The following is a 23,001-nucleotide window of genomic DNA, read 5'->3' as shown; positions in this document are numbered from 1 at the left end:
AAGGAGGAAAGAATATGCATAGACAAAAATGTTATGATACATGCCAACGTTATTTCGGAAAAGTTGTTCGGATTGAAGACCGTGATGGCCGTATACATTTAGGTAAAATAATCGATGTGACACAAAACTCTGTATGGATCGAACCGGTGCAACAGCGCTCATCTTTTGATTCAGGGTTCGGATACTACGACGCTTATGCAAACGGTGGTTGTGACCTTTGTGGAGGCCTTAGCAGGTGTGATAGTTGTGGATTCGGATGCGGTGGTGGATTCAGCAGCTGCGGATGTGGTGGTCGTGGTTGTAGTAGTTGTGGTTGCGGCGGCTGGGGAGGCGGCGGTTGTGGCTGGGGTGTTGAACTCGGATTTGGTTTCATCTTCGGAATTACATTAGCTGCATTATTTTTCATTTAACATAGTAAAGAGTTGGCTACCTTTAGCCAACTCTTTTTCTTTATTTTTCACATATAAAAATACGATGCCCTAAAATGTGTTGGTACATAAGCCGTACATTTTCATGCTGTGCCCACGCCTCATATAACTCATTCGGAATATGTGAGGATACATTCCATTCTGGCTCTTCTACATAGCCAGAGATTGTTTCTGCAATCGTGCCACCACCCGCAATTGTAATTCTTTTAAAATTTGCTTTCTGAAATAATTGTACCCACTCATTCTCAGTTAACAGTTCTTTCATGCCATATAATTGGGCGATTTTTTCTTCCTCACCCTTATCAATGTGCCTATCAATAATCATTTCAATGACAACAAGCTTACCGTCCTGCTGTAATACACGATAACACTCCGAGATAACCCTTTCTTTGTCTGTAAAAGCGATGATTGATTCTCCAAGTACGAACTCAAATGAGTTATTCAAACACGGTAAATGCTCTACATTTCCTTCAATTAATTGTATATCTAACCCTTCAAACAACCATCTATCTTTTGCCTTTTGAATCATAATTTCATTCTTTTCAACCGTTGTTACTTTATAGCCAAATTCCCTTGTCATATACGCCGCTGTTTTCCCCGTACCACAACCTATCTCAAGGACATTCGCTCCATATTTAAAAGGCAGTTGTGCTAACAATTGTTTTGTTAACGTAAAGCCACCAGGATGAGCACTTCCTATTCCGTAATAAGCTAGGAAATCGATGTATGTGTTTCGTTTCATGGGATTCTCCCTTTTTTATTTTATATATTCGAGCACGGAAGAAAAGTGCATAGAAAAAAGGGCGTATTGTACGCCCCTCATCTTACTTATCCTCTGTAATATATGCCCATTTATAGCTGTAGTCTCCACCAACCGGATGGTGAACAATACCTTTTACTTTCTGTCTTTGAACGATAGCATCACCACGTTGATATAATGGTGCAATTACAGCATCATCAAGTAATATTTTCTCAGCTTTTAGTAAGCTATCCCAACGTTCTTTCGTTTTCGTTAATAGCTCGCCTTTACCTTTTTCTACAATTTCATCATATTTTGGATTTGAATATCCAGTTTGGTTATGAGGACCATTTGTAACGAACATATCAATGAATGTCATTGGATCTAAGTAGTCAGGGCCCCAACCAGCGTAAGATAAATCATAATCTAAATCTGATTCTAATTTTAATTTTTGTTTAAACGGTTGATTTTTCAAGTTCACTGTTAACCCTGGTAAGTTTTTCTCAAGTTCTCCTTTTAAGAATTCTCCTACTTTCTTCGCATTATCGCTATCGTAGTTTAATAGCTCAATCGTTACTTGCTCTTTTCCAAGTTCTTTTTTCGCTTTTTCCCAATGCTCTTTTGCTTTTTTCACATCTGTTTTTAAAATATCTCCATTTTCTTTACGGAAGTCTTTTCCATCTGGACTCTTAGCAAATTCTTTTGGTACTAAGTAATCTGCTGGTGTAGATCCGTCATTTAAAATAACGTTCGTTAAGCCTTTTTTATCATATGCCTTTGCAATCGCTAAACGTAAATCTTTGTTCTTTAATACTGTATCTTGCCCACCACGTTTTTGGTTTAAACGTAAGAAGAACGTTGATGGTGTTTTTTGTGTATAAAAGTCTGGATTTGATTTATATTTGTCAACCATTTCAGATGTAAGTCCCGCACGATCGATTTGTCCGCTTTCATATAAGTTTACACGTGTACCGCTATCTTTTACTACGTTAAAGTTGATTTCATCTAACTTAACTGTTTTATTATCCCAATATTGTGCATTTTTCTTTAATTTCCATCCTTCTTCATGTTTCCAGTCTGTTAATGTAAATGGTCCGTTGTATAACGTTGTATCTGCTTCTAAACCAAATTTTTCACCTTTTTCTTTTACGAATTTTTCATTTAACGGATAGAATGTTCCGAATGAAGTTAATTCTACAAAGTAAGGAACTGGATTTTCTAATTCTACCTCTAATGTGTAATCATCTACAGCTTTTACACCTAACGTATCAAGTGGTGCTTTCCCATCATTAATTGCTTTTGCGTTCTTTAAATCAAACATAATGTATGCATATTCCGCTGCTGTATTTTTATCTACCGCACGTTTCCAAGCAAACACGAAATCCTTCGCTGTTACAGGGTCTCCATTTGACCATTTTGCATTTTTATTTAATGTAAATGTATACTTTTTACCATCATCACTCTTTTTATATGATTCAGCAACTCCTGGTGTTGCTTTATTATCTTTATCAAGTCGATATAAACCTTCCATTACGTTGTTTAAAGCTAGAAACGATACTTGGTCTGTCGCTTTAGCAGAGTCCATAGATGGAATCTCTTGAGACTCTGTTAAATTAAGCACTTGCTTCGCCGCTAGCTTTCCGCCTTCTTTTTCACCGCTTTTTGGTGTTGTGCTTGCCTTCTCTTTATCTCCTGATCCAGAGCAAGCTGTTAATGCCATACTCATTACTAAAACTGGTGCTACGACCGCTGTCAATTTTTTCATCTTTTTTCTCTTCATTTTTTGTACCCTCCCCAATTATATGTACGATATTAACATTTAGAATTTCTCTACTAACTTTCGTTATCAGAAAATTCTTATTAATTAATATTCTACTATTTTTTAAAATTTTGTAAAGTATTTTTGTAAATTTTCTAAATATTTATTTTTTTATTATAGTAACTTGTTGTTTTAACTACTATATGAATTATCCCCGTCTACTATATGTAAACATCCCTCCCCTTATTCCACTCTATTACTACGTTCTATATTTTTCTTATTAGCATGAGGTCTCTTACTATCATCTGTCTTACTACTTACTGACCTCTCTAAATCCCTCCGATAGAACCTTCCTAATTACCTACCCGATTCTCAATAGGCTAACGAGATTTATTCCCTTATACATACTAAAAAGCATTTCAAAAGCAGCTCAGCCACTTTTGAAATGCTTTCACTTTATTTTTTTCCGCCATCCTCAGTTACATACGCCCACTTAAAGCTATATTCTGGACTGATGTTATGTTTCACAATTCCTTTTACATTCGGTTTCATTACATACGATCTTCCTGTTTGATATAAAGGAACTAACCCTGCATCTTCTTCAAGGAATAATTTTTCAGCTTTCCCTAACGTTTCCCAGCGTTTTTTCGCATCACTCATTAATTCATTACCTGCTTTTCCTACCATTTCATCGTATTTTGGATTTGAATAACTCATTTGGTTGTACGGGCTCTTCGATTCAAACATATCAATAAATGTCATTGGGTCCGCATAGTCTGGACTCCAACCTGCATAAGAAATTTCATAATCTTGCGCAGTTTCTAATTTTAATTTTTGTTTGAACGGCTGAATTTTCGTATTAATCGTTACACCTTTTAAATTTTTCTCAATTTGATCTTTTACATAGTCAGCAATCTTTTTCGCAGTTCCATCATCATAGCTTAGCAATTCAATTGTAACTTGATCTTTTCCAAGTTCTTTTTTCGCTTCTTCCCACGCTGCTGCTCCTTTTTTCGGATTATATTTCAGACCATTTTTAAATGTATCTTGATAATCTTTACCATCTGGCCCTGTCGCAAGTCCTTTTGGAACCAATTGATCTGTTGCTTTTGAACCATTATTTAAAATTACATTTGCCAATCCTTTTTTATCAACTGATAATGCAATTGCTTCACGAAGTTTTTTGCTCTTTAAAGGCGTATCTTGTCCGTTACGTTTTTGATTTAAACGTAAGAAGAATGTACTTGATTCCGCATACTCACCATATTCTTCTTTGTTCGATTTATATTTATCTACAAACTCTCCTGATAGTAATGTAAAATCAATTGATCCTGTATCATATAAGTTTACTTTCGTTGCAACCTCTTTTACTACACTATAGTTAATTTCTTCTAATTTCACAGTCTTTTTATCCCAGTACTTATCATTTTTCTTCAGCTGCCAACCTTGTTCATGTTTCCATGAAGACATAACGAATGGACCATTATACACAGTTGTATCTGCTTCTAAACCGTACTTATCACCTTTTTCTTTTACGAATTTTTCATTTAATGGATAGTATGATGGGAATGCTAATAAATTTAAGAAATACGGTACCGGTTTTTCTAATTCTACTTCTAGCGTGTAATCATCTACCGCCTTCGCCCCTAATTCAGTTACAGGTTTTTCTCCTTTATTAATTGCTTCTGCATTTTTAATATAGTAAGCAATAAATGCATATTCTGCCGCAGTATTCTTATCAAGTAAGCGCTTCCATGCAAAAACGAAATCTTTCGCTGTTACAGGATCACCATTTGACCATTTTGCATCTTTTCGCAGTTTAAACGTATACTTTTTACCATCTTCACTTTTCGTACTAGACTCTGCCGCAGCAGGAATTGGCTTATTATCTTTATCAAGGCGATATAGGCCTTCCATCGTGTTCCCTAAAATTTGCGAACCTAATGTATCAGTAGATTTAGAAGTATCCATCGTCGGAATTTCTTGGTTTTCCGTACGATTTAATACTTGTTTCGCTGCATATTTAATATCAGATTTTTTTTCTTCCCCACTATTTGATGTAGTAGTCGTTTTCTTTTCCCCACCTGACCCAGAACATGCTGTCAATGCAACACTCATCGCTAAAACTGGTACTACAACTGCCGTTAACTTTTTCAGCTTTTTTCTCTTCATTTTTATACCCTCCCTAATTATATGTACATTACCAATCCTTGAGAGACCCCTTACTAAAGATTCGTTTTTCAGAAAATTACAACTAATGTTATTCTACTCTTTTTTTCGTATTTGTAAATAGTTTAATTTTAAATATTCTGATTTTTTTAATTTAGTATGATTTATCCCCCATCTACTATATGTACATACTATACACCTTATTCTCTTCTATTTAACCACACTAAAAATTAGTATTTTAAGCTCACAAAAAAAGCATTTAAAAGTAGCTAAGCCACTTTTAAATGCTTTTTCAACTCTATTATTTTTCAGTCACATATGCCCACTTAAAGCTAAATTCTGGACTGATATTATGTTTTACTACTCCCTTTACATTTGGTTGTAAAACATAAGAATCTCCTCGTTGATATAAAGGTACAATCGCTACATCTTCTTCAAGTAATGTTTTTTCAGCTTTTCCTAACTCTTCCCAACGTTTTTTCGCATCGCTCATTAATTCCGTTCCAGCTTTTTTCACCATGCCATCATATTTAGGGTCAGAGAAGCTCATTTGGTTATGAGAATGTCCAGTCTCAAACATATCTAAGAACGTCATTGGATCTGCATAATCCGGATTCCATCCGCCATACGAAATATCATATTGTTGTTCAGTTTCTAATTTTAGTTTTTGCTTAAATGGTTGAAGTTTAATATTAACTGTTACACCTTTTAAGTTTTTCTCAATCTGATCTTTAATATATTCGCCAACTTTTTTCGCATTACCAGTATCGTAGTTTAAGAATTCAATCGTAACTTGGTCTTTTCCAAGTTCTTTTTTCGCTTCTTCCCAAGCTGCAGCCGCTTTTTTAGCATTTGGTTTCAAACCGTTTTTAAACGTCTCTTGGAAATCTTTACCATCCGGTCCAGTTGCTAATCCTTTTGGCACTAAGAAGTCAGCTTCTTTTGATCCATCATTTAAAATTACATTTGCTAAATTCTTTTTATCAATTGATAACGCAATTGCTTCACGTAATTTTTTGCTCTTTAATGGCGTGTCTTGTCCATCACGTTTTTGGTTCATACGAATGAAATACGTACTTACTTGTGAATATGTGCCAAATTCATCTTTCTTGCTTCTATATTTATCAACGAACTCTCCATTTAATAAAGCAAAGTCAACTTGACCGCTATCATATAGATTGACTAAAGTCGCAGCCTCTTTAACAACACTAAAGTTAACTTCTTCCAGTTTCACAGTCTTTTTATCCCAATATTGATCATTTTTCTTTAATTGCCATCCTTGTTCATGCTTCCAATCTTTAAGAACGAACGGTCCGTTATAGACAGTTGTATCAGACTCTAAACCGAACTTCTCGCCCTTTTCTTTAACGAACTTTTCGTTTAATGGATAATATGATGGGAATGCTACTAAGTTTAAGAAGTACGGTACTGCTTGCTCTAACTCAACTTCAAGCGTAAGATCATCTACTGCTTTTACTCCTAATTCAGTTACAGGTTTTTCTCCTTTATTTACTACTTCTGCATTTTTAATCGGGAATGCGATAAATGCATACTCAGCAGCTGTTTTTGGATCTAATAGACGTTGCCAAGCGTATACGAAATCTTTCGCAGTTACTGGATCTCCATTTGACCATTTTGCATCTTTGCGTAGTTTGAACGTATATTTTTTACCATCTTCACTTTTCGTGCTAGATTCTGCTGCTGCTGGAATCGGCTTATTGTCTTTATCAAGACGATATAACCCTTCCATCGTATTACCTAGCATTTGTGAAGATACTGTATCAGTTGATTTTGAAGAGTCCATCGTCGGAATCTCTTGTGTTACTGTTCGATTTAGCACTTGTTTTGCTGCTAATTTTTCCCCTGACTTACTATCTCCACTAGAGCTAGAATTTGTGCTTGTCTTCTTATCTCCACCTGATGTAGAACATGCTGTTAATGCCATGCTCATTGCTAAAACCGGTGCTACAACTGCTGTTAGTTTTTTCATTTGTTTCTTTTTCATTTTGTACCCTCCCTAATTCTTAACGATAGCTATTAAATAATTTTCTGATAATTCTGTTTTTCTCTATATATTTATCAGACGATTCTTACTAATTCTTATTCTACTAATTTTTTAATTTTTGTAAAGTATTATTATTGAAAATTTTTAAAAAATTATTTTTTTACAGTAATATTCATAAAAATGCCATATGTTGTTCAAACCTTATTTCGCATTCATACACATTTGTTGTTTTAATCACTTTCATCTCATTTACCACTTGAATACTTGTTAATTATTGCTAATAAATAATGCATATATCTAAAAACATCTTTTCTACAAAAATAAAAAAGCAGACATTTCGTCTGCTTTAATTCTCCTCAATTTGCTTTTCACTTAATCCTAGATGTGTTCTAAGAGTATTACTCAAACTCTGTAGATCTTTTTTATTAGGATTATAATAATATACACGTTGCCCGTTTGGGCCATTAGGTAAGTATAAATCATCACCAGCTAATTGTATTTTTTCAACTGAACCGTTTAAACCGTATTTATAAAAAGATAAAATATCATCCATTACTAAATTTGTTTTAAAATCACCATCAACCGCCTCAACTATTTTTTCTAACTTCGTAATCGATCCTACACTTTTTAATTTACTTAAAATCGCTTCAATAACAAGTTGTTGGCGCTGTCCTCTCATTGCATCACTATCAATATGGCGCGTTCTTGCTAGTGCAAGTGCTTCTTCCCCATTTAATTTTTGTAATCCTTTTTTCAAATGAATCGCATCAGGTTCATCTTTACTATTTTGCTCCGTAAATTCAACTGGGACATCCACTTCAATACCATCTAACCCATCAACAATTTTAGTAAAGGAACCAAAATTAAATTTCACAAAATAATCAACAGGCACCTGTAACAATTTTTCTACCGCTTCCACAGAAGCTTGCGGTCCTCCATCTTTACCATTTTTAACGAAACCACTTCCATATGCATGGGTTATTTTATCTTTTTTCTTTTCAACTGGAACATATGTATATGTATCACGCGGTATGCTTGTTAATTTCACTGTTTTATCGTCTTTATTAAAAGTCGCTAACAATAATGCATCTGTATGAAATGCACCATTATATTCCTTTTGTCGTTCTTGATTTTCATCAATTCCCATAATTAAAAGTGAAACATGATTTGCAATTGGCTTTACAGATTTCTCACGTAAATTGGATTTTTCACCTCGTGCTAAATTCAAATTAGATTTTTGTACAAGACTAGAAGTTTTCATATATACATAGGCTCCATAGCCAATTCCACCAAATAGTAATACCGCCAGTAGTAAACTTATTATCTTTTTCTTTTTATATTTTTGCTTATTTTTCTCTTCTCTTAAAGATGAATGATTCCCCATTTACTCTCCTCCTGTTTCTATTGATCCAATATGTTTTTCATTTTTTCATATTTAGCGCTATCCTTTTGAAACATACTTTCTTTCAATCCCTTATCTATTTGTATCCATTCAGTCGTAACTGAATATTGAATCAAGCCTTCTTGAAAACTAAGAAATTTCAACATAATCCCTGTATTTTTCTCCACAACCATTTCGAATTTCCCTCTTAAATCTTCAGAGGTGCTAACAGGCATCTCTATGTTTATAACTCCTTCAATTTTGTAACAATCTAATCCAAGATATTTCGTTTCTTTATAATTCCAATCTTTATATCGAATTAATAAATCTGCGAATTCTGATTGAATACTATATTTAGCTAGCCCTACATATTCATCATCATATCTCTTTTTCTCATCTGATTTTCTCACTAACCTTTCCGTAGGATTTAATTTTAATAGTTCATTGTTTCTTTCTTTCGGGTTCCATTTTGTCTCTTTATAGGTATACTTCTCATCATCAAACTCTTTTTTCTTGCCCTCGTTATATATAATTGTTCGTTTTTTGGCTAGTTTATCTTCTTTCGAAGAGATACCTCTTTGTTTCTCCGTATCAATCGCATACTTATATGTTGTAGCAATTCTTGATGAGCTAGAATATTCCTCAAATTGTCCTGAAATATTTTTAAAATAATCAATAGAATCTAGCATTTTTTGATGAATCTTTTCTTTATCTGGATAATGTACATTCGATTTTATTTCTTCTTCATTTTCATAATCAGAAAACGCTTTTTTCTTTACATATTCAAATACTCCACCATTTTGCGCAAAACTTTGTATAGAAAACTCAGACATAGATACCACTGAAAGTATACAAACCGCTGCACTAATTATCATCATATGAATTTTGTAACTCTTCTTTTTTACCTGAAGATTATGTAGCGTGCCATTAATTTTTTCATTTAACTCTGGAGGTACTATAACATTTTCATCTTTTATTCTCTTTTTTAATTTCTCATCAAATAATTTTTCATTATCCATCCTTTACACCCCCTATTCCATCTTTAATCGTTTTTGTAGTTGTTCCCTCGCGCGTGACAATCTTGATTTCACTGTTCCTTTCGGTATTTCTAACAGCTTTGCTATACTCTCTTGATTCATGTCTTCATAGTAATAAAGCACCGTAACAGCTCTTAATTCTTCATGTAACGATTGAATCGCATTACACAAATCTATATCTTCATACTGATCACACGCACTCATATTGTAATCATTCTCCTCTGTCACAATTACATTTTTATACGCTCTAATAATATTGTTACACTCATTTATTAGTATTCGAATTAACCAAGTTTGAAAAAATTCTTCTTTTTTTAATTTTTTTATATTTTCATAGGCTTTTAAAATTGTTGTCTGTATCGCATCCTCTATATTTGTCTCATCACGTAACATCGCCTTTGCTATTCGATACATCTTCACTTTTTCTGTATGTATAAGCGCTATAAAGGCTTCATGATCACCTTTTTTCGCTAAAGAAACATCCGTTTCTTCTTTTATAATCATTTTATATAAAGGGATTACTTTCACAATCGCTCCTCCTGTTTCATCCTCACTTCATCACTTCCAATTTAACTTTACATATATTAGACGTATGAACCTAGAAAAAGGTTCACTTTTTTGAATATTTTTTTAATTAAAAAGATAAATATCCTTTATAAGGATGCAATAAACATACTAGTTTAAATTTACAAATAAAAAAAGCCCACTTTCTCAGTGGACTTTCTACTCTATAACGGTAAATCCCTCTTCCTAAATACTACAATCGCTACGATAAAAATACAAAGCGCTACAGCAGTTAAACTTATACTTACCGGCCATATATTATATGATCCTTCAGCAATTTCTTTCGGACGAAACAGCGTGAATAATGATAGGTTTTTCATCCATTCTAACTTATCACTTAACTTCCCTACCATATCCAATACGAAAAATAAGATAGTTAAACTCGCTGAATAACTTAGTGCTTTTCTTTCGTCATTACATATACAAGAAAAGAAAAATGAATAGGCACTAACGACTAAAAATATGAGCCCTCCGACTACATTTATCTTCAAAAATAATTCTTTATTTAAGTTATTATCCTCTAAAAACCATTCAGCACCTACTATACCCGCTACATACGTAACCGCTACAATAATCAGTAGTCCTAATATAAGAATAGCCGCTTGCGTAATTGCGATTTGTACTCTAGATACAGGCGTTGCTAGCAAGTATGCCATTGCTCCTTTATCTACATGACGAGCAATTAAATGTGTCGCAACTGTTACGCAAAAAATTGTTAAAATGATAATAAATAATAGACTATAGTATTCGCCCGCTAGAAAATCCATTACGTTTTGAATCGGACTTTCCATACCAACGATTTTTTTCACACTATCAGGCATGGCACCTATTAATTCATTTAGCCCTTTCGCTGATACCATTGACGGGAATATCCAAATTAATAACCACAGATATAAAGCTGCACCAGACGCATAACTCAAAATACTTTTTTGTGTTTCTTTCAAACTAGCTAAAAATAATTGCTTATTCATGCGTTATCCCTTCTTTCTTATCGTAATAATGCATAAATAAATGTTCTAAATCCATCGCTCTCGTTTGAAGTGCCGTTACATTGTAGTTTGAAAGTGTTTGTAAAACAGTTTGATAGTTTCCTTGTACAATGATAGATGCCTCTCTGCCTTTTACCGCTTCAAATTGCAAATTACACTTTGTAAGAGACTCAATCTCTTCTTGTGATGATACTGTTACATCTATCACCTGTCTTCTCATACTTTGTAAATCGTGAATATTTTCAACCGTTACGAGTCGACCATCTTTAATAATAGCTACTCTGTCACAAGTTCTCTCAATTTCAGTGAAAATATGCGAAGACATAAGAATTGTTTTTCCTCTTTGCTTTTCCTCTAATATTAAATCTATAAACACTTGCTGCATAAGTGGATCAAGTCCAGATGTTGGTTCATCTAAAATTAACACCTCTGGATCGTGCATAAATGCAGCGACTATCCCTACTTTTTGCTTCATTCCTTTAGACATTTTGCGAATCGGTGTTTTCACATCAAATTGCAGACGTTCTATCAGTTCATCTCGTCTTTTCGTATCCTTTAATCCACGCATTCCTTGCATTAATTTTAAAAACTCTAATCCGTTCATTCCTTCAATAAAAGAAATTTCACCCGGTAGATAACCAACTTCCCTTTGAATTTTCGCTGCTTCATTCCAACAATTTAATCCAAAAATTGTCGCTTTACCAGCTGTCGGTTTTATAAATCCCATTAAATTACGAATCGTCGTTGATTTTCCGGCACCATTCGGTCCTAAATAACCAAATACTTCTCCCTCTTTTACATCAAATGTAATATGAAACAAACCTTTTCCATTCGAAAACTGTTTTGTGACATCTTGAACTGAAATCATAATTCCACCTCATTTTTTGAAATATTTAATATGTGATATTTCAAAATTATTGTACTCCTCATCTTTCATATTCGCAACAACTTTTTGAAATATTTATCAGTCCATATTTCAAAATTATTGTTTTCCATTATTTTTTCTTGTATATTTTAAGTGAGGTGATTGCATTGAACGGCTTTGAAAGAGTAAAAGAAAAGAAAAAGCGTGCCATTAAAGAAGCAGCATTCTTATTATTTTCAGAACGTGGATTTAATGAAGTGAAAATAGAACATATCGCAAAAGAAGCAAACGTTTCTCAAGTTACAATTTATAATCATTTCGGAAGTAAAGATGCGTTATTTAGGGAGCTTATACAAGAATTTATCATATCTGAATTTCAATATTATAAAGAGCTTGCAGAAGAAAAATTACCTTTTCATGATATGATGCAAAAAATGATTGTAAGAAAAATGAATACTGGCGGATTATTTCAACCTGATATGTTACTACAAATGATGCAAAGGGACGAAGAACTCCGTAAGTTTATTTATAGTTATCAAAATGAAAAAATCCTACCCTGGTATTTAGAAATATTAGAACGAGCTCAGCGCAAAAACGAAATTAATCCACACCTTACTAAAGAAATGATGTTACTTTACATTCAAATGTTTACAAAATTAGGTGATGAATTTGGAGCACAACTTCTTGAAGGAGATCGGGAAAAACATATAAAAGATATCGTTACGATGTTCTTCTATGGTCTTTCTGTTCCACAAAAGTAATTTTTCTAAAGAACAAATAAAATCACCAAAAAGCCCTTTGGATATTTAAATCGCAAGGGCTTTTTCATATCAAAAAATGACTAAAACTAACTTTATCTTAAAGAAGTTAAATGCTGCTTTATAGATAACACCTTATTATAGATTAACTCTTTTAGCATGACAGGCTGAATTGAAATAATCGTTTCACCAAAATTTAGAAAATAACTTGAAATAAACTCAACTTCTTGCTTGTTAAAATAGCCTGTTATACTATAATTTTCATTTTCTTTTTGTATCCTCATGGAAGGATAATTCTCTTTATCAAAAATGTCCTTTCCTTTTTGATTAACAATGACGCTAAAATCAATTGCATCAGGTTTTCTGTGAAAGTTTGTAAGATAACTTAATAGTTCTTCAAGATTTTTTGAATTCGTGTTGCTTGTTTCCTCAATAGAAAGAATTTTATCACATCTAATTATTTGAACACCATTTGTCTCAAAATTAAAGATTTTAGCATACCACTGGCCAAATTTAGATTCGATTCGAATAAATTGGGCGACCAATACTTTCTCCTCATCTTTTTTTAAATATGTTAAATAATAAACTCGCTCAGCAAAAATCCCCTGTAAAATTTCTTTTAAGAACGGACTAAAATTACTATGATTTGTTACTTCAAAGGAAAGCGTTCGTTCCATAATCGAAATATTTTTACTCACATTATCAGGTAGTACATGTTTAAATTTATTTTCAAGCGCAATACTTTCTATATTAAATGGTTTTGTCTTGTATCCATTTAGTGTAAGAATCGAAAAGTATAACGCATACATTTCATCCACACTAAAATAAATTGGCGATAACACACTATTTTCTATAATTTTATAACTTCCATTTCTACCTAGTTCAGAATATATGGGTACACCTATTTCTTCCAATGATTGAATATCTCGTAAAGCTGTACTTTTAGAAATATCATATCTAACCATTAAATCTTTTAAATTAAAATATCTTTTATTATTTAAGAAAATAAGCATGTCATTTATTCGTTCCGTTTTTTTCATATTTCCCTCCCAAAAAGGTATCATGTATTGAAACCTTTTTAGTCTATATTATAATTATTAACTAATAAAGGAGTTGTGAATTTATGACATTAGAAATAGCTATTTTTCTCTCAATGAACGGGCAAGCAAAGGAGGCGATTAACTTTTATACACGTAATTTAGAAGCCAAAAAATTAATGATTGTTACGTATGAAGAACTGGCGAAAAGAGATAGTTCTTTTAAAATTACAAGTGAAAATAAAGATCATATTGCTCACTCTGTTTTACAAATTGGGAATACAAAGCTAATGATAGCAGAAGATACAATGAATACTAATGAACGTTATAACGTTGGAAATAACATGTCACTTTGCATTCAAAGTGCTAATTTAGAAGAAATACAAAGGTTTTATAATAATTTAATTTCCGATAAGCATGTGAAAATAATCTCTCCGCTAGAAAAAAATATATTTAGTGAAGCATATGGTATTATTGAAGATCCTTATGGCATACATATCCAATTAATGTATGATAAACGACTAAACTAAATAATTAATCATATTCACATATTCCTAATAAAAAGACACGAATTTCGTGTCTTTTTATTTTATAGAAATGACTCTACCTTTTTCACTGCTTTCAATCGCTAATTGAATCAGTTTAATAACATCTAAACCTTCTTTTGCTGTTACAGGTAGTTTCTCACCATTTAATATACTATCTCGTACACCTTTATAATAATTGTCATAACAACCGACTTCTGTTGGAATACGCTCTAAGCTTTCTTCTGTTTCTAAAGTAGCAAAATTCTCTTCATCGTCTACTCCATAACCGTTATCACCTGGCTTCATTCCATTTTTTAATTGCTCTTCCTGCGAATCCATACCGTACTTCACGATAGAACCTTTCTCTCCATGCACTATAAAATGCGGTCCAGCTTTTTTCACATAACTGCTACTACGTAAAATGACACGTTTAACTCCGTAATGAAGTACTATGTGGAAATAATCATCCACCTCTGCACCTGGTCTTTGTTTTATTACATCTGCACTTATCGCATCGGGTTTCCCGAATATTGATAACGCTTGGTCAATTAAATGCGATCCTAAATCGTATAATATACCGGAGCCTGGTAGATTTTTTTCTCTCCATCGATCACGTACATGTGGACGGAAACGATCAAAATTCGATTCATATGCGTATACATTCCCTACTCTGTTTTCTCCTAACAATTTCTTAATTGTTAAGAAATCATTATCAAAACGACGATTATGATATACGCTTAACATTATATTATGCTGCTCTGCTAATGAAATAAGCTTTTCCCCTTCTTCAATTGAGACAACAAATGGTTTTTCTACAACAACATGCTTACCGTTTAAAATTGCTTCTTTTACATATGGAAAATGAGTTGTATTAGGTGATGTAATAACAACTAAGTCAACATCAGCTCGCTTCACCAATTCATCAATTGTACTAACAACATTAGCATTTGGTAATGTTTCTTTTACTACCTCTTCTTTTGAGGATAATACAGCACGAATATCATATTCTTCTATCGTTTGTAATAGTGGGATATGAAATGTCGTACTAGAAAAACCAAATCCTACAATCCCTACACCTATTTTTTTCATGTTGCCCCTCCATTTGTCCCGCTTTAACAGGCAGTAAGATTCCTAACCAAAAATTCAGCGAAAGCTAAGGAATTAGGTGAGAAATCAACTGCTTGTTAAAGCCCGATTGGTTCAACTAATAATCAGTGTGGATAAAGAAAATCCCCATTGATTAAAGTTTCACTTTATGAGAACGATTTCATTCAGTTATTATAACAAGATTATTATTATTTACATAATAAATTGCCTAGAAAAAAGCATCTTGCTATTATTCATAGCAAGATGCCCTCTTTATTCTGGTCTTTTCTTCGTCCACGTTTCTACTACTTCACCAGTATCATTAACATCTAGCACTAGGCTACCATTACTATACCGGTCTTTATTTCGATACGCTTTCGGATCAATCTCTTCTACAATGTTTTTCTCTGTCTTCATGTAAACTAATTCATCGTCCCGAACAATTTCAATACCGACAATGCGGTACGGATTACGTTTTAATTCTTTGAAAATAACAAGACCTCGTTTCGCCCTCGTTGATTTTTCAATTTCTGATGCTTTTAGACGTTTTACAGCACCGCGCTGTGTTACGAGAATAAGTTGATCTTTGTCACCATTTAACGGTTTACCAGAAGCGACATAGTCATCTTCTTTTAAATTAATTGCTTTCACGCCAGCAGCTCTTACACCGACTGGACTTACTTCATCTTCATGGAAAATAAGTGCATATGCACCGTGTGTAGCAAGAACGATATCACTCGTTCCATCTGTCGCAAATATATCGACAACTTCATCATCTTTTTTCAAGTTTACAGCAACGAATGCCCTTGAATAACGCTGAACTTTATATTGATTTAATTCTGTTTTCTTTATCATACCATTTCTTGTTACAAATACGATAAATCGTTTTTCTTCCTCAAAGTTCGGTACAACCGTTGCCCAAATGATTGTTTCATCCCGGTCGAGTGAAACGATATTAGCAACGTGCTGACCTAAATCTTTCCAACGAATATCTGGCATTTCGTATACTGGCAGATATATATAGTTGCCTTTATTCGTAAATAAGAGGACTGTCTCTGTCGTATTCGTATCGAATCGTTCAAGTAAGATGTCACCCTCTTTCATACCGAAGTCTTTGCCATTTGAGGCATTATGTGAGCGCCATCCAGTACGTTTCACATATCCTTCTTTCGTTACAGTAACGATGACATCTTCTTGTGGGATCATCACTTCTACATCGATTTTAATTTCCTCGATTTGATCTTCAATAATTGCGCGTCGATCATCACTATATGTTTTCTTAACTCTCTTTAAATCTGTTTTAATTACTTGAAGTAATCTTTTTTCACTTTGTAAAATTGCCTGTAGCTCAATAATTTTCTTATTAAGCTCATCTGCTTCTTCTTGTAACGCCGTAATGTCTGTATTCGTTAAGCGATATAATTGCAAGGAAACAATTGCTTCTGCCTGTGCTTCTGTAAAGCCAAATTTTGCACTTAAATTATCTTTCGCGTTACGTTTATCTTTTGAAGCTCGAATTGTTTCAATTACTTGGTCTAAAATCGATAATGCTTTCTTTAAACCTTCTACAATATGTTGACGATTTTCTGCTTTTCTTAATTCATATTGCGAACGTCTCGTAATAACCTCTTTTTGATGTCCAATATAAGCATCTAAAATTTTCGGTAATGTCATAAGTGTTGGACGACGATTATTGATCGCTACCATATTAAAGTTATATGGAATTTGCAAATCTGTATTTTTATATAAATAATTTAAAATACCTTCGGCGTTTGCTTCTTTCTTTAATTCAACAACAATTCGTAAACCAGTACGATCTGTCTCATCACGCACTTCAGCAATACCATCTAACTTTTTATCTAGACGTAATTCATCCATTTTCTTTACAAGATTTGCCTTATTCACTTCGTAAGGAATTTCAGTGATTACAATTTGTTGTTTCCCACCGCGCACTGTTTCAACTTCTGCTTTTCCGCGAATAATAATTTTACCTTTACCTGTTTCATACGCCTTTTTAATACCATCAATCCCCTGAATAATACCGCCTGTTGGGAAATCTGGTCCTTTCATAACTGTTAATAAATCATCAACAGTACTATTTGGCTTATCAATACGCATCATTGTAGCATCAATAACTTCTCCAAGATGATGCGGAGGAATTTCTGTTGCATAACCAGCGGAAATCCCTGTAGATCCGTTCACTAATAAATTCGGGAACGCTGCTGGTAATACAACCGGTTCTTCACTCGTATCATCAAAGTTTGACACGAATTCAACTGTTTCTTTATCAAGATCACGTAATAATTCAGATGCGATTGGTGATAAACGAGCTTCCGTATAACGCATCGCTGCCGCTGGGTCCCCATCAACACTACCGTTATTACCATGCATTTCAACTAAAACATTACGTACTTTCCAAGTTTGGCTTAAGCGTACCATTGCTTCATATACAGAGGAATCTCCATGTGGATGATAATTACCGATAACATTACCTACTGTTTTAGCTGATTTACGAAACGCTTTATCATGTACATTACCTTCTACATACATAGAATATAAAATACGTCTTTGTACTGGCTTTAAGCCATCACGTGCATCTGGAAGTGCACGATCTTGAATAATATATTTACTATAACGTGCAAAACGATCACCTAACACGTCTTCAAGCGGGAGGTCATGAAACTTCTCTGCTTGCATGTTATTCCACCTCCGTCTCCATAATCATTTCATTTTCTAAAATATTTCCTTCTTCTTGCATACCAAACTGTACATTACGTTCAATCCATTTACGGCGCGGTTCTACTTTATCGCCCATTAATGTTGTAACGCGACGCTCTGCTCTTGCTGCATCATCAATTTTCACGCGAATTAATGTACGCGTTTCAGGATTCATTGTTGTTTCCCATAATTGATCCGCATTCATTTCACCAAGTCCTTTATAACGTTGTAACATATAGCCTTTTCCAACTTTTTTCGTTACACCGTCTAATTCCTCGTCTGACCAAGCGTATTCAATTACCTCACTCTTACCTTTTCCTTTACTTACTTTGTATAAAGGAGGAAGTGCGATAAACACTTTACCAGCTTCGATAAGTGGCTTCATATATCTGTAGAAGAACGTTAATAACAATACTTGAATATGAGCCCCATCCGTATCGGCATCGGTCATAATTACAACTTTATCGTAGTTAATATCTTCAACATCAAATTCATTTCCTACACCGCCGCCAATCGCATAAATGATTGTATTAATCTCTTCATTTTTAAAGATATCAGCAAGCTTTGCTTTTTCTGTATTAATTACTTTACCACGTAACGGTAATACGGCCTGGAAACGTCGGTCTCGTCCTTGTTTCGCAGAACCACCGGCAGAGTCACCCTCTACTAGGTACAGTTCATTTTTTTGCGGGTTACGTGATTGTGCAGGTGTTAATTTCCCGCTTAACGTACCTTCTGATTTTTTCTTTTTCTTACCACTACGCGCTTCTTCTCTTGCTTTACGGGCTGCTTCACGGGCTTGTGCTGCTTTAATTGCTTTTCTCACAAGAAGTGTAGCTACATCAGGATTTTCTTCTAAAAAGTATGCTAAATGCTCAGATACAATGGCATCAATTGAAGAACGCGCTTCACTTGTACCTAGTTTCCCTTTCGTTTGCCCTTCAAACTGAAGCACTTCTTCTGGTACACGTACCGAAACGATAGCCGCTACACCTTCACGAATATCTGTGCCTTCTAAGTTTTTATCTTTTTCTTTTAATAGTGCTACTTTACGAGCATACTCGTTAAACACACGCGTCATCGCTGTTTTAAATCCAGCTTCGTGTGTTCCACCATCTTTTGTACGTACGTTATTTACAAACGATAAAATGTTTTCTGAGTAGCCATCGTTAAATTGAAATGCTAGTTCTGCTTCAATTCCATTTTGTTCACCAGTGAAATATACAACTGGATGAATGGAATCTTTTTCTTCGTTTAAATATGAAACGAAAGCTTCAATTCCCGTTTCATAATGAAATACATCCTCTAAATCATTTCGTTCATCTTTTATTGAGATTTTCATTCCTTTTAATAAGAATGCAGATTCACGTAATCTCTCACATAATGTTTCATAATTATAATTTGTTGTGCTGAAAATCGTTGTATCTGGTTTGAAATGCATCGTAGTACCAGACTCTTTCGTCTTCCCGATTTTCTCAAGCGTCGTTACAGGAACACCGCCATTTTCAAAGCGTTGTTCGTAAATATTTCCGTCACGCTTAATCGTTACGACTAACCATTCTGATAAGGCATTTACAACCGATGCCCCAACACCGTGCAAACCACCACTCGTTTTGTAACCACCTTGACCAAACTTACCACCGGCATGAAGTACAGTTAAAATAACTTCAGGTGTAGGTTTCCCAAGTTTATGCATTCCCGTAGGCATTCCTCGCCCTTTATCTATAACGCTAATACTATTATCTTTATGTATTACGACTGAAATTTCGTCGCCAAATCCCGCTAACGCTTCGTCAACGGAGTTATCTACTATTTCATATACTAAATGATGCAATCCACGGCTGTCCGTGCTCCCGATATACATACCCGGGCGTTTTCGAACGGCTTCAAGTCCTTCTAACACTTGAATCGCATCTTCATTATATTGGAACTGATGCTTCGCCAAACTCCTTGCCCCTTTCCTAATCCAAAATCAGAACATATGTTTCTATTATAGAATAACGCCTCGACTATAGTTTTGGCAAGTTATCTTATCTCTTTTATATACCATTTTCAATAGAAAAATCCTTGTTTTCTCACAAGGATTCCTCTAGGCTACTATTTCAGAAAAATAATCGTTTGTCAACGAGAAATGGATATGTATTCCAAGATTACACATTCCAAACCTTTATTATGATCCAAATGATCAAGATCCAAAATGGGATTACAAATAACAACCCCCAAAAACAGCCTTTAAAAAATCTCATGATGAACACCTCGTTCATCGGCCCTACTTATCTATAATGAGGGCTGAATCAATCTTTCTACCTTTAAATCTATACTATTTTGTCATCGCATGTTCTACTTTAATACAACGATCCATTATTACAGTATAGTCTTTTTCTTTTAAAAATTTGTATGTATCCTCATCTTGTACTCCTAATTGTGCCCAAAAAACATCTGCATCAATCTCTACAAATTCTTTTGCAACATCCATTAAAAACTCTGAGCGACGAAATACATTTACTATGTCAACGTGTTCCTTAATATCCTTTAGTGAAGAAACTGCCTTTTCTCCAAGCACCTCATCTACTGTTGGATTAACTGGAATAATGCGGTATCCAGCATCTTGCATTGCTTTTGAAACCATATACGATGTACGTTCTGGCTTATCTGATAATCCAACAACCGCAATTGTTTTGCTTTTCTTTAACACTTCACCAATTTCCGTACGAGTTGGGTTTTCAATTGTCATAATTAATCCCTCCTATTCCTTTAGTATAGCCGATAAAGAAAGTCTCTTTCAATATGAAAGAGACTTTCTTTTATTTCGATTATTGATTCTTTGTAGCTGAATTATCTGCTAAAGTAGCCGATTTCGTCATTTTTTGACCGTTACGGTAGAATGTAACTTCTACTTTCTCGCCTACTTTTTTCTTTTCATATAAATATTTACGGAATTGAAGCGCATTCTCTACTTTTTGATTATCTAATGCTACTACAATATCATATTGCTCTAAACCAGCTTTTTCAGCCGGTGATATTGGGTAAATTTTACCTAATACAACACCATTCGTTACTTCTTTCGGTACTTTCAATTGATTGACTGCATAAGCTTGCACATCTTCTAATGAAACGACACCTACTCCAAGCGCTGGACGTTTCACTACTCCGTCTTTTTCAAGTGATTCAATAACTGGCTTTGCGATATTAATTGGAATAGCAAATCCAATTCCTTCAACTTCTTGTTGTGCAATTTTACTTGAGTTAATCCCAATTATTTCACCATTTTGGTTAAATAATGCACCACCACTGTTACCAGGGTTAATCGCTGCATCTGTTTGAATAACTTGTGCTTGCCAATCTGGTCGTTTATCGCCATCAATATCAACTGGAATTTCACGTTCTTTACTACTGATTATACCTTCCGTTACACTTCCATCAAAACCTAGTGGGTTACCGATTGCAATTGCTTTTTCACCCGCGCGGATTTTACTTGAGTCACCTAAAGTTGCAACTTTATTCACATTAGCCCCGTCAATTTCAACAACAGCTAAGTCTAACCAAGGATCTTTCCCTACTAACTTTGCATCTACCTTTTTACCATCACTTAGTTTTACAGCAAGTTTATTTGCACCATCTACTACGTGGTTGTTTGTTACGATATATGCTTTATTCCCTGCTTTTTTATAAATAACACCTGATCCTGAACCAGCTTGTTGTTCTTGACCTGTCGGTTGCATTGCAAATGGATCAACACTTTGTTGCATATTAATAACACCTACAACAACATCTTTCGCCCCTTCAATCATACCAGGTAAATCAGTTTCATTTTTCGCTTTATTTACAACAGGAACTACAGTACCTTCTACTTTTGAATCCGAACTAAATGATGATACTGGCGCTCCATTATTTTGAGCCCATGGCATATATGGTGCTGCAAAACTAATCGAAACCGCTCCGACTACAGCCCCCACTAAACCTGTGAAGAAATAGCCTTTTTTACTACCTGATTTTCTCACTTCTCTCGTTTCACTATGCTCTTCATTTAAATTTGGTCCGTCGTAATATCCCATGTTTTATTTCCCCTCTCTGGTGAATTCGTATTTTCAGTATAGTCACGTTTTGTGTCCTTCTTGTGAACTCATCGTGAAATCTAATTAAAAAAATACTCCTATCTAACATTGTAGACAAAAAAAGTATTTTTTGTACATTCTACCTTCAAAAGAGAGTATAAAATCGCCATTTCCCTAGGCTAAATTACACAAATCGTTCTAGATTATTCTTCAAATTTATAACCAACTCGAATAACAGTACCGATATGCTTCGCTTTATCTCCTAGCTTATTTCGAAGTTTTTTAATATGGGTATCAACCGTTCTGTCATCACCGTAATAGTCATATCCCCATAACTGATCTAATAAATGTTGACGTGATAACACGATTCCTTTGTTCTCCATTAAATACACAAGAAGTTCAAATTCTTTATGTGTCAATATAATTTCTTCTCCATCTACTAAAACAGTTCTAGATAGACGATTTACTTCTATTCCAGCTAAAGACATAGCATTTTCTTCCGCTACTCCTACCGCACCATCCGCACGTTTCAATAACGTCTTTGCGCGAGCTACTAATACTTTCGGGCTAAATGGTTTCGTTACATACTCGTCTGCACCTAATTCGAAACCTAGCAATGTATCATCCTCATCCGAACGTGCTGTCAACATAATAATTGGTACTGCTGATTCTTTTCTAATTCTTCTACAAACAGACCATCCATCTATTTCCGGTAACATAATATCTAACATAATTAAATCAATTTCATGCTCTGCAAATAACTCTAACGCTTTTTTTCCATCTTCTGCTTCGATTACTTCAAAGCCTTCATTACGAAAATAATCACTAACAATTTCACGTAATCTTCTTTCATCTTCAACAAGCAATACTGTTTTATTCATATA

At 34.2% G+C, this 23,001-nt stretch carries 19 protein-coding genes; 3 read left to right on the top strand and 16 right to left on the bottom strand.

What is annotated here, in order from left to right; all coding sequences use genetic code 11:
- The first annotated feature begins 14 nt into the window (after positions 1–14).
- A complete protein-coding gene (locus tag AC22L0_RS18870; RefSeq protein ID WP_000554977.1) occupies positions 15–410 on the top strand; it encodes a hypothetical protein in 396 nt (131 codons plus the stop codon).
- A 40-nt stretch (positions 411–450) separates the two neighbouring features.
- Here the strand turns inward: AC22L0_RS18870 and AC22L0_RS18865 are convergent, their stop codons facing one another.
- The 9 genes from AC22L0_RS18865 to AC22L0_RS18825 form a co-directional block, all read right to left on the bottom strand.
- Positions 451–1,170: a class I SAM-dependent methyltransferase gene (locus tag AC22L0_RS18865; protein ID WP_000828247.1), complete on the bottom strand. Its 720-nt coding sequence runs from the start codon at positions 1,168–1,170 to the stop codon at positions 451–453.
- An 82-nt stretch (positions 1,171–1,252) separates the two neighbouring features.
- The gene (locus AC22L0_RS18860; RefSeq protein WP_000823443.1) at positions 1,253–2,947 is read right to left on the bottom strand and encodes a peptide ABC transporter substrate-binding protein; all 1,695 of its coding nucleotides are present in this window, start codon (positions 2,945–2,947) and stop codon (positions 1,253–1,255) included.
- A 435-nt stretch (positions 2,948–3,382) separates the two neighbouring features.
- Positions 3,383–5,098: a peptide ABC transporter substrate-binding protein gene (locus AC22L0_RS18855; protein ID WP_000823429.1), complete on the bottom strand. Its 1,716-nt coding sequence runs from the start codon at positions 5,096–5,098 to the stop codon at positions 3,383–3,385.
- A gap of 298 nt (positions 5,099–5,396) precedes the next feature.
- Entirely contained in the window at positions 5,397–7,100 is a 1,704-nt protein-coding gene (locus AC22L0_RS18850) for a peptide ABC transporter substrate-binding protein (protein WP_000730165.1), read from the bottom strand.
- A gap of 346 nt (positions 7,101–7,446) precedes the next feature.
- Positions 7,447–8,484: an LCP family protein gene (locus AC22L0_RS18845; RefSeq protein ID WP_000526726.1), complete on the bottom strand. Its 1,038-nt coding sequence runs from the start codon at positions 8,482–8,484 to the stop codon at positions 7,447–7,449.
- Positions 8,485–8,501: 17 nt separating this feature from the next.
- Positions 8,502–9,500, bottom strand: coding sequence for a hypothetical protein (locus AC22L0_RS18840; RefSeq protein ID WP_000368246.1), 999 nt, complete (start codon positions 9,498–9,500; stop codon positions 8,502–8,504).
- A 12-nt stretch (positions 9,501–9,512) separates the two neighbouring features.
- Positions 9,513–10,046: an RNA polymerase sigma factor gene (locus AC22L0_RS18835; protein WP_000864723.1), complete on the bottom strand. Its 534-nt coding sequence runs from the start codon at positions 10,044–10,046 to the stop codon at positions 9,513–9,515.
- A gap of 200 nt (positions 10,047–10,246) precedes the next feature.
- Complete coding sequence (locus AC22L0_RS18830; RefSeq protein ID WP_087967720.1) at positions 10,247–11,053, bottom strand: DUF2705 family protein; 807 nt, start codon at positions 11,051–11,053, stop codon at positions 10,247–10,249.
- Positions 11,046–11,939, bottom strand: a complete 894-nt coding sequence (locus AC22L0_RS18825) for an ABC transporter ATP-binding protein (RefSeq protein ID WP_016111144.1) — start codon at positions 11,937–11,939, stop codon at positions 11,046–11,048. Before AC22L0_RS18825 ends, AC22L0_RS18830 begins: the two co-directional genes overlap by 8 nt.
- Positions 11,940–12,094: 155 nt before the next feature.
- Between AC22L0_RS18825 and AC22L0_RS18820 the strand changes: the two genes are divergently transcribed.
- Positions 12,095–12,697: a TetR/AcrR family transcriptional regulator gene (locus AC22L0_RS18820; protein WP_002005560.1), complete on the top strand. Its 603-nt coding sequence runs from the start codon at positions 12,095–12,097 to the stop codon at positions 12,695–12,697.
- A 92-nt stretch (positions 12,698–12,789) separates the two neighbouring features.
- Here AC22L0_RS18820 and AC22L0_RS18815 read toward each other — a convergent pair whose 3' ends face one another.
- Positions 12,790–13,758, bottom strand: coding sequence for a helix-turn-helix transcriptional regulator (locus tag AC22L0_RS18815; protein WP_069605212.1), 969 nt, complete (start codon positions 13,756–13,758; stop codon positions 12,790–12,792).
- Between the two features lie 59 nt (positions 13,759–13,817).
- Here AC22L0_RS18815 and AC22L0_RS18810 point away from each other — a divergent pair, with 59 nt between their 5' ends.
- Complete coding sequence (locus AC22L0_RS18810) at positions 13,818–14,261, top strand: VOC family protein (RefSeq protein WP_069605211.1); 444 nt, start codon at positions 13,818–13,820, stop codon at positions 14,259–14,261.
- Between the two features lie 54 nt (positions 14,262–14,315).
- On the opposite strand, the gene AC22L0_RS18805 is transcribed toward AC22L0_RS18810, so the two are convergent.
- The 6 genes from AC22L0_RS18805 to AC22L0_RS18780 form a co-directional block, all read right to left on the bottom strand.
- Positions 14,316–15,347, bottom strand: a complete 1,032-nt coding sequence (locus AC22L0_RS18805; protein ID WP_000719771.1) for an oxidoreductase — start codon at positions 15,345–15,347, stop codon at positions 14,316–14,318.
- Positions 15,348–15,617: 270 nt separating this feature from the next.
- Complete coding sequence (gene parC, locus AC22L0_RS18800) at positions 15,618–18,041, bottom strand: DNA topoisomerase IV subunit A (protein ID WP_001147463.1); 2,424 nt, start codon at positions 18,039–18,041, stop codon at positions 15,618–15,620.
- A gap of 1 nt (position 18,042) precedes the next feature.
- A complete protein-coding gene (gene parE / locus AC22L0_RS18795) occupies positions 18,043–20,007 on the bottom strand; it encodes a DNA topoisomerase IV subunit B (RefSeq protein WP_001062202.1) in 1,965 nt (654 codons plus the stop codon).
- Between the two features lie 375 nt (positions 20,008–20,382).
- Complete coding sequence (locus tag AC22L0_RS18790) at positions 20,383–20,796, bottom strand: CoA-binding protein (protein ID WP_000151387.1); 414 nt, start codon at positions 20,794–20,796, stop codon at positions 20,383–20,385.
- Between the two features lie 79 nt (positions 20,797–20,875).
- On the bottom strand, positions 20,876–22,117 hold the full coding sequence (locus tag AC22L0_RS18785) for a S1C family serine protease (protein WP_000542641.1): 1,242 nt from the start codon (positions 22,115–22,117) through the stop codon (positions 20,876–20,878).
- A 203-nt stretch (positions 22,118–22,320) separates the two neighbouring features.
- Positions 22,321–22,998, bottom strand: a complete 678-nt coding sequence (locus AC22L0_RS18780) for a response regulator transcription factor (protein ID WP_001044679.1) — start codon at positions 22,996–22,998, stop codon at positions 22,321–22,323.
- Positions 22,999–23,001: the final 3 nt, after the last annotated feature.

This window comes from Bacillus sp. LQ01 (genome assembly GCF_057624735.1).
Note: the sequence above shows the minus strand (reverse complement) of the source record. Positions and strands in the feature narration are given on the sequence as shown.

Excerpts from the sequence above, each read along its gene's own strand:
- AC22L0_RS18850 (WP_000730165.1), bottom strand. The coding sequence starts at position 7,100 with ATGAAAAAGAAACAAATGAAAAAACTAACAGCAGTTGTAGCACCGGTT.
- parC (WP_001147463.1), bottom strand. The coding sequence starts at position 18,041 with ATGCAAGCAGAGAAGTTTCATGACCTCCCGCTTGAAGACGTGTTAGGT.
- AC22L0_RS18810 (WP_069605211.1), top strand. The coding sequence starts at position 13,818 with ATGACATTAGAAATAGCTATTTTTCTCTCAATGAACGGGCAAGCAAAG.
- AC22L0_RS18865 (WP_000828247.1), bottom strand. The coding sequence starts at position 1,170 with ATGAAACGAAACACATACATCGATTTCCTAGCTTATTACGGAATAGGA.
- AC22L0_RS18805 (WP_000719771.1), bottom strand. The coding sequence starts at position 15,347 with ATGAAAAAAATAGGTGTAGGGATTGTAGGATTTGGTTTTTCTAGTACG.
- AC22L0_RS18840 (WP_000368246.1), bottom strand. The coding sequence starts at position 9,500 with ATGGATAATGAAAAATTATTTGATGAGAAATTAAAAAAGAGAATAAAA.
- AC22L0_RS18830 (WP_087967720.1), bottom strand. The coding sequence starts at position 11,053 with ATGAATAAGCAATTATTTTTAGCTAGTTTGAAAGAAACACAAAAAAGT.
- AC22L0_RS18870 (WP_000554977.1), top strand. The coding sequence starts at position 15 with ATGCATAGACAAAAATGTTATGATACATGCCAACGTTATTTCGGAAAA.
- AC22L0_RS18780 (WP_001044679.1), bottom strand. The coding sequence starts at position 22,998 with ATGAATAAAACAGTATTGCTTGTTGAAGATGAAAGAAGATTACGTGAA.
- AC22L0_RS18860 (WP_000823443.1), bottom strand. The coding sequence starts at position 2,947 with ATGAAGAGAAAAAAGATGAAAAAATTGACAGCGGTCGTAGCACCAGTT.
- AC22L0_RS18785 (WP_000542641.1), bottom strand. The coding sequence starts at position 22,117 with ATGGGATATTACGACGGACCAAATTTAAATGAAGAGCATAGTGAAACG.
- AC22L0_RS18825 (WP_016111144.1), bottom strand. The coding sequence starts at position 11,939 with ATGATTTCAGTTCAAGATGTCACAAAACAGTTTTCGAATGGAAAAGGT.
- AC22L0_RS18790 (WP_000151387.1), bottom strand. The coding sequence starts at position 20,796 with ATGACAATTGAAAACCCAACTCGTACGGAAATTGGTGAAGTGTTAAAG.
- AC22L0_RS18815 (WP_069605212.1), bottom strand. The coding sequence starts at position 13,758 with ATGATACCTTTTTGGGAGGGAAATATGAAAAAAACGGAACGAATAAAT.
- AC22L0_RS18855 (WP_000823429.1), bottom strand. The coding sequence starts at position 5,098 with ATGAAGAGAAAAAAGCTGAAAAAGTTAACGGCAGTTGTAGTACCAGTT.
- AC22L0_RS18845 (WP_000526726.1), bottom strand. The coding sequence starts at position 8,484 with ATGGGGAATCATTCATCTTTAAGAGAAGAGAAAAATAAGCAAAAATAT.